We start from the raw sequence: 6,146 nt of genomic DNA on the forward strand, positions 1-6,146 counted from the left end.
TTTCTTCCGAGATCGCACTGGAAAAAAAGCTGACCCCCAGCAACGTTACGAACGCCAGGTCCAGGTAAATCACGATCCGAAAGAACTCAAGGCCTGGCGCCCCGGTGTAGCGACTCTGCTCCTGTGCCGATAACAGCGCCAGGTAGATCACCAGCAGCAGAAACAACCATGACAGATGCACCCAGAGCGAGCGGCTGTCGCTACGAAGCGAGCGGAAGAACAGTGCAAAGATGTTACGGAGCATGTTTTCCAGCACTCATTCAGGTTGTTGATCTTCCAACAAGGACCGCGTCACGTGCACCTACCCTTTGGTGATCGCTTCATCCAGATTGAGAATTAAACTCATCACTGAAGCCCACGCCGCAAGTTCGCTGTCCTCGACAGGAGCTTCTCGTGACGACTCACCCACGGAAAGGAATTCTTTCGCCCCGGCAGCATCCTGCCGATAGTGTTCACGTCGCTGCTGCAACGATTTCAGTAGAACCTTGATTTCTGCAGGGGTCGCTTTGCGCGACATTGCCAGCCGGAATGCGAATTCCATTCGCTGTTCATCCGTCGTACCGCCGGCTGTGATCGCTCGCTCCGCCAGCTTGCGCGCGGCTTCCAGATACGTGGGATCGTTCAAGAGCACCAGGGCCTGTAGTGGAGTATTCGTGCGAGAACGACGAGCGGTGCAGACTTCACGTTCCGGGGCATCAAAGGTGTTTAACCCCGGTGGAGGACAGGTTCGTTTCCAGAATGTGTACATACTCCTTCGGTACAACCCCTCTCCCTTGTCCTGCTTGTAGACGGTTCCTTCGTAGTCGGCCCCCACCGCCACATCATCCCACAGCCCCGCCGGCTGATAGGGTGAGACACTGGGGCCTCCGCTGCGATCACTTAACAAACCCGCCAGGGCCAGTGCGTTATCCCGAATCAGCTCTGCCTGAAGTCGGTGCCGCGGTCCTCGGGCCAGCAGTTTGTTCGACGGATCCCGTTCGAGCAGTTCGCGTGAGACACGAGACGATTGGCGGTAGGTCGCAGAGGTTACAATCTGCCGATGCAGGGCCTTGGTATCCCAGCGACGTGGCTCAAGGCCGGAGCTGGCATCGCCACCGCTGCCCTGCTGGTATTCGACCGCCAGCCAGTTGAGCAGGTCCAGATGGCTGGGCCACTGCCCCTGCGAGCCGAAGTCCTCGACGGTTTCCACCAAACCGTCCCCAAAGAACGTCATCCACGCCCGATTGACCGCAACGCGCGCGGTCAGCGGGTGATCAGCGCTGAGCAGCCATTGAGCGAGTCCTAACCGATTTCGTGGAGCACTCGCGGGGAAGGGGGGAAGACTGGCGGGTACGTCGGGCTGAACTTCTTCTTCCGGCGCGTCGTACTGACCACGTCCAAGCAGGAACGTCTTTCGTGGTTCAGGCATTTCCTGCATGACCATCGCTGACGGAAGGGACTTCTCGAACTCGCTTCGCCGTTTATCAAGTTCGGCATGCTGTTCGGTCAGAGACAGGAACGCAGGATTGAAACGCTTCAGGTAGGTCTTCACGATCGTCTGGGTCTGCTCGGACGTCCGTTGGTCTGCACTGATGGCAAGCAGATCAGGAAGGATGTCCGCTTCTGCCACTTCCAGCACTTCCTGTGACGTCAGTTCCCGATCATAGATCCGGACGTCATCAATCAGCCCCTTGAACGGAGCCCCGGGGTTACGCCGACCGATTCGCAGGGGCTTTTCGGTCTTCGTCGTCGCCGTCAGCAGGTTATGGGTGATTTCCACTTCCTGCCGCTGACCGTTGATATACAGTTTGAAGCCCTCGGCCTTTGATGATCCGTCATAGGTCGCGAACACATGGGTCCACTGATTGACGGGGATCTCTGCCTTGGAAACGACATGCAAAGCTTCGTCCGGCCAGCGATGGACCAGATGAGCCGTCAGTTTCCCGCCCCCCAGAAGAAGATCGAAGCCCCGAAACGCATCCGCATCATCCATCCGGGCAATGACGGCTGCGGCCTCTTTGTTTTCAACGTGAATCCACGCTCCATACGAGAACTTGTCCGTTCGCTCGAACGAAGCAAAGTCGCCCGCTTCGACGTAGGTGTTGCCGTCCAGCTTGATCGCTCCGTTGAGCTTGCCTGCGGTCCAGGCGGGGTTCCCCACCACTTGTCCTTTACGCAGGGAATCGCGGTACTCAGTCACCTCGTTGCCGGCAGTCTCGTCAAAGGTCCAGCGCAATAGAGGCTGGGCCTGCTGCGGGGTCGTATTCGCGACCTCTCTCAATCGAGGTTCCCATTCCGTGATGGTCCTGCTGGCTTCGGCCAACTGCTCGTCAATTGATCGACTCATCGTCGCAAGTCTCTGGGTCATCAGATCCAGCTGCTGAACCTGATCCCGCGTGGGTGCCTTGATCATGGGTTCCGCATTGCCGACCCGCCCCGCCTCTCCCTGCTCATTCAATTGATTGAAGAAGGCAAAGAACTGGTAATACTCGCGCTGCGTAAGAGGATCAAATTTGTGATCGTGGCAGCGGGCACACCCCAGCGACAGGCCGAGAAAGATCGTGGAGGTCGTATGGACGCGGTCCGCGACGTACTCGACCCGGTATTCCTCGGGGATGATTCCCCCTTCGGAATTGATGACGTGATTTCGATTGAATCCGGTCGCGATCCGCTGATCCAGCGTCGGGTTCGGAACCAGATCCCCCGCGAGCTGGTCCGTCACGAAGCGATCGAACGGCATCCCCGAATTGAAGGCTTCAATCGTCCAGTCTCGCCATCGCCACATATAGCGGGTGGTGTCGTTGTTAAATCCGTGGGTATCCGCGTAACGGGCGGCGTCGAGCCACTCCAGCGTCATCCGCTCTCCGTAGCGGGGTGACGCCAGCAATCGATCTACCAGTTTCTCGTAGGCGTCAGGTGAAGTATCCGCCAGGAAATCATCGACCTCTGCGATGGTCGGTGGTGTCCCGGTCAGATCGAGCGTAACTCGGCGAATGATCCGTTCTTTGTCAGCCGCTTCCGAAGGGGATAGCTCCTCGCGTCGCAGTCGATCTTCCACCAAGGTATCGATCGGCCCCCGTGCCCATTCACTGGAGATCGCTGGAACACGAGGTCGTCGCGGTGTGACAAATGACCAGTGCCGCTGATACTCTGCCCCCTGGGCAACCCACTGACGAAGCAGTTCAATCTGTCGCGGTGTGAGCGACTTGCCGCTGTCTGCTGGTGGCATTCTTTCGTTAGGATCGTCCGCCAGAATCCGACGGATCATTTCGCTCTCGTCCACCCGTCCCGGCACGATTGCCGTCTTGCCCGATTCCAGTTCCGCACGGGCGGGTTCCGAAAGATCCAGGCGAAGACCGCTGTACCGCGTTTTTTCATCGGGGCCGTGGCAGGCGAAGCAATTGTCCGACAGGATCGGTCGAATATCACGGTTAAATTCGACTCGCTCTTCAGCCAGCAAGAGTCCTCTGCAGGAGAAAAGCACTGCGGTCACCACGCAGATAACAGTCGTCGTCGCCGGTAAACGAGGAATCGAAATTGGACTTTGAATCGACATTTGACACTGCGCCTCTGGGAAAAGTCGTCTCAAGCCGAGCCCCTCGCATGTTGAGGTCGTGAAGTGCCATGACGAGTACAGCAGCCAACCGCCTGTACCCGTTCATCGCCATTCCACCGGAGAGGAGACGTAACAGCGGGCGTCGGTAGCACCCGTCTAGCCCACCCCGTCAACGTGCAGAGGAACTGAGAACTTATCATCCCACCGGAATCCATCGAAGTCTAGCCAGCTTCGTCCATGGCTTTCTTTACGCGCGATCCTTTTTCTACCCCTGTTGACACAATCTCGGCCTGATCGATACTCAGGTTTCCTACGGACTGCGAATTTTCCGTTGCCAGGCAAAATCGGAAGCAGATTTCCTCAGGCAGCGAATTGAATCGAGCATTGGTCGGGAGCATTCTCAAAGTGGATGAGATGATCAACGTTGAGGGACTCACCAAGCAGTTCGGAGACCTGCGTGCAGGACTTTTTACTGCGCTGGAGGATGTCACTTTCACCGTCCAGCCGGGTGAAATTTTTGGACTGCTCGGTCCCAATGGGGCTGGTAAAACCACGTGTCTGCGAATCCTGAGCACGGTGCTGAAGCCCACCCGCGGGCGAGCCCGCGTGGCAGGCTACGATGTCGCTCAGTCACCCGAAGAGGTTCGTGCCCGGATCGGGTTTCTCTCGAACAACACAGGTATCTATGACCGCATGACCGCCTGGGAAATGGTCCAGTACTTCGGTCGTCTGTACGGAATCCCCGAACGGTCACTGCAGGAACGGCTTGCGAAACTTTTCGACCGCCTGAAGATGAACGCGATTCGTGACGTGCTGGGCTCGAAGATGTCGACCGGTATGAAACAAAAGGTGTCGATCGCCCGCGCGCTCGTGCACGACCCCCCGGTTCTGATCTTTGATGAACCGACCTCGGGACTGGACGTCCTGGTCGCCCGCAACGTGCTGGACGAAGTCAAATCCCTACGGGATCAGGGCAAGTGCATCATCTACTCGACCCACATCATGAGCGAGGTCGAAAAGCTCTGCCATCGGATCGCCATCATTTACCGCGGCAAGATTCTGGCACTGGGGACGGTCGAGGAACTGCGCGAACGGCACCAGCAACAGGACCTGGAAGAGCTGTTCTTCAAACTCATCGATCAACATGAAGCGCAACTGGCGACGAATGCGGTTCGCTGAACGGGCGTCAGGACAGGGCTGTGCCTGCAGAAGCAGATCACCCGCGAAACTGCTGAGCACGGACTTTCGAGGATCTACGTTATAGCGTCGCCGATGTAATACGATTACAGGGGCTTGCGCTTCCAGAGACCTCGGTGAATTTCACAGCCCAATTTCCGTCCCCGGCGGTGGAAATTCGTCAGGAAATTCATCTCATCACCACCCACAGGTTCGGGAGGCGGAACATCGATCACGAAGTCCTCGTGATGGTTCATCAACCCGGCGATGACCTTGAAGTAGTCGCCGACGTCTGTCCAGGAATGGACGAATCCACCGGGCTTGACGACACGCGACAGCAGGTCAGCAAACTCATCCGTAAAGAGTCGACGCTTGGTGTGCTTTCGCTTCCACCAGGGATCCGGGAAATAAACATGAGCGGCGTCGACCGAATGCGGACGAACCTGATTGATCAGAAACTGTTTTGCATCGCCGCCAATCACTCGCGCGTTGGGGAGTTCCCGCTTGGCCAGCCGTTTGGCCGCCCGACGCCCTTCGACAAAGTCGAGCTCAATCCCCAGCCAGTTGGTCTCCGGGTGTTCAAGGCTCGAATCGAGCAAAAACTTCCCCCGACCACATCCGATGTCGAGTTCCACGGGATGGTCGTTACCGAACATCGTTGGCCAATCGACCAGACCTTCGAATTCGGCCAGAGGAGCAAAGTAGGGGTGCAAATCAACGACGGGCTGAGGCATTGTGTTCGCTGCCCGTTTGGGCAACGCCGTGAACGATCGCGCAAGTAGGGAACTCTGCCGGCATCCGCTCAAGAGGGACAACTCGGCAGCTCAAACGAGGGCCACGATGATAGCGAATTTCCGGCGATGCGACATCGTCACCGGAATTCGATTGGCGTGTTGCCTAAGGAGCAAACAGCCCGGCGAGCCCCCCTCAGGCGATCGACAGAGCGTCCTTGCCAGCGCAAGGGGTAGCGCGTCCCACCACCCACCTTTTGCAACTCATTCATCCAAAACGAGTTACAAGAGACCTATTAAATCAGGCGGTTCGTCCGCAGCGTGAGGCAGCGAGCAGACAGTCACCCACCCCGAGGGGAGGGGCCGATTTATTCGTCGCCGGTCTGCGGTTTATCGCGATGAATGGGGACGCCGATCATGACGCCGCTGAAGACCATTTTCTCTTTCACGAAACCCTGGAACGCGAATTCAGCGCGGCGGCCTGGTCGCAGCTTCGTCATCTTCACCATGATCAGCAGGCGATCGCCCACGAAGACGGGAGAGCGGAAGCGGACTTCTTCCATACCGCCGAAACCCAGGAAGTCTCCTGCGAGGAGTTCATACTTCCGGGCATAGAATCCGGCCAACTGTGCGGCACACTCACACAGGACGACCCCGGGCATCAAGGGGAAGTCGGGCATGTGGCCCCGCACCCAAAATTCATT

At 57.7% G+C, this 6,146-nt stretch carries 5 protein-coding genes; 1 reads left to right on the forward strand and 4 read right to left on the reverse strand.

All coding sequences use genetic code 11. From position 1 onward, the window contains the following. On the reverse strand, nt 1-244 hold a 244-nt coding region (locus VGE80_RS02695), incomplete at its 3' end, for a hypothetical protein (protein WP_440591583.1). 57 nt (nt 245-301) lie between these two features. Next, entirely contained in the window at nt 302-3,535 is a 3,234-nt protein-coding gene (locus VGE80_RS02700; RefSeq protein WP_440591584.1) for a DUF1553 domain-containing protein, read from the reverse strand. A 414-nt stretch (nt 3,536-3,949) separates the two neighbouring features. Here VGE80_RS02700 and VGE80_RS02705 point away from each other — a divergent pair, with 414 nt between their 5' ends. Continuing rightward, nucleotides 3,950-4,714: an ABC transporter ATP-binding protein gene (locus VGE80_RS02705; protein ID WP_440591585.1), complete on the forward strand. Its 765-nt coding sequence runs from the start codon at nt 3,950-3,952 to the stop codon at nt 4,712-4,714. A 104-nt stretch (nt 4,715-4,818) separates the two neighbouring features. On the opposite strand, the gene trmB is transcribed toward VGE80_RS02705, so the two are convergent. Both trmB and VGE80_RS02715 read right to left on the reverse strand, forming a co-directional pair. Next, a complete protein-coding gene (trmB, locus tag VGE80_RS02710) occupies nt 4,819-5,445 on the reverse strand; it encodes a tRNA (guanosine(46)-N7)-methyltransferase TrmB (RefSeq protein ID WP_440591586.1) in 627 nt (208 codons plus the stop codon). A 365-nt stretch (nt 5,446-5,810) separates the two neighbouring features. Further along, nucleotides 5,811-6,146: 3-hydroxyacyl-ACP dehydratase FabZ family protein (locus tag VGE80_RS02715; RefSeq protein ID WP_440591587.1), on the reverse strand; the 336-nt coding region annotated here is incomplete at its 5' end.

This window comes from Schlesneria sp., from assembly GCF_036405755.1.
GTDB classification, from domain to species: domain Bacteria; phylum Planctomycetota; class Planctomycetia; order Planctomycetales; family Planctomycetaceae; genus Schlesneria; species Schlesneria sphaerica.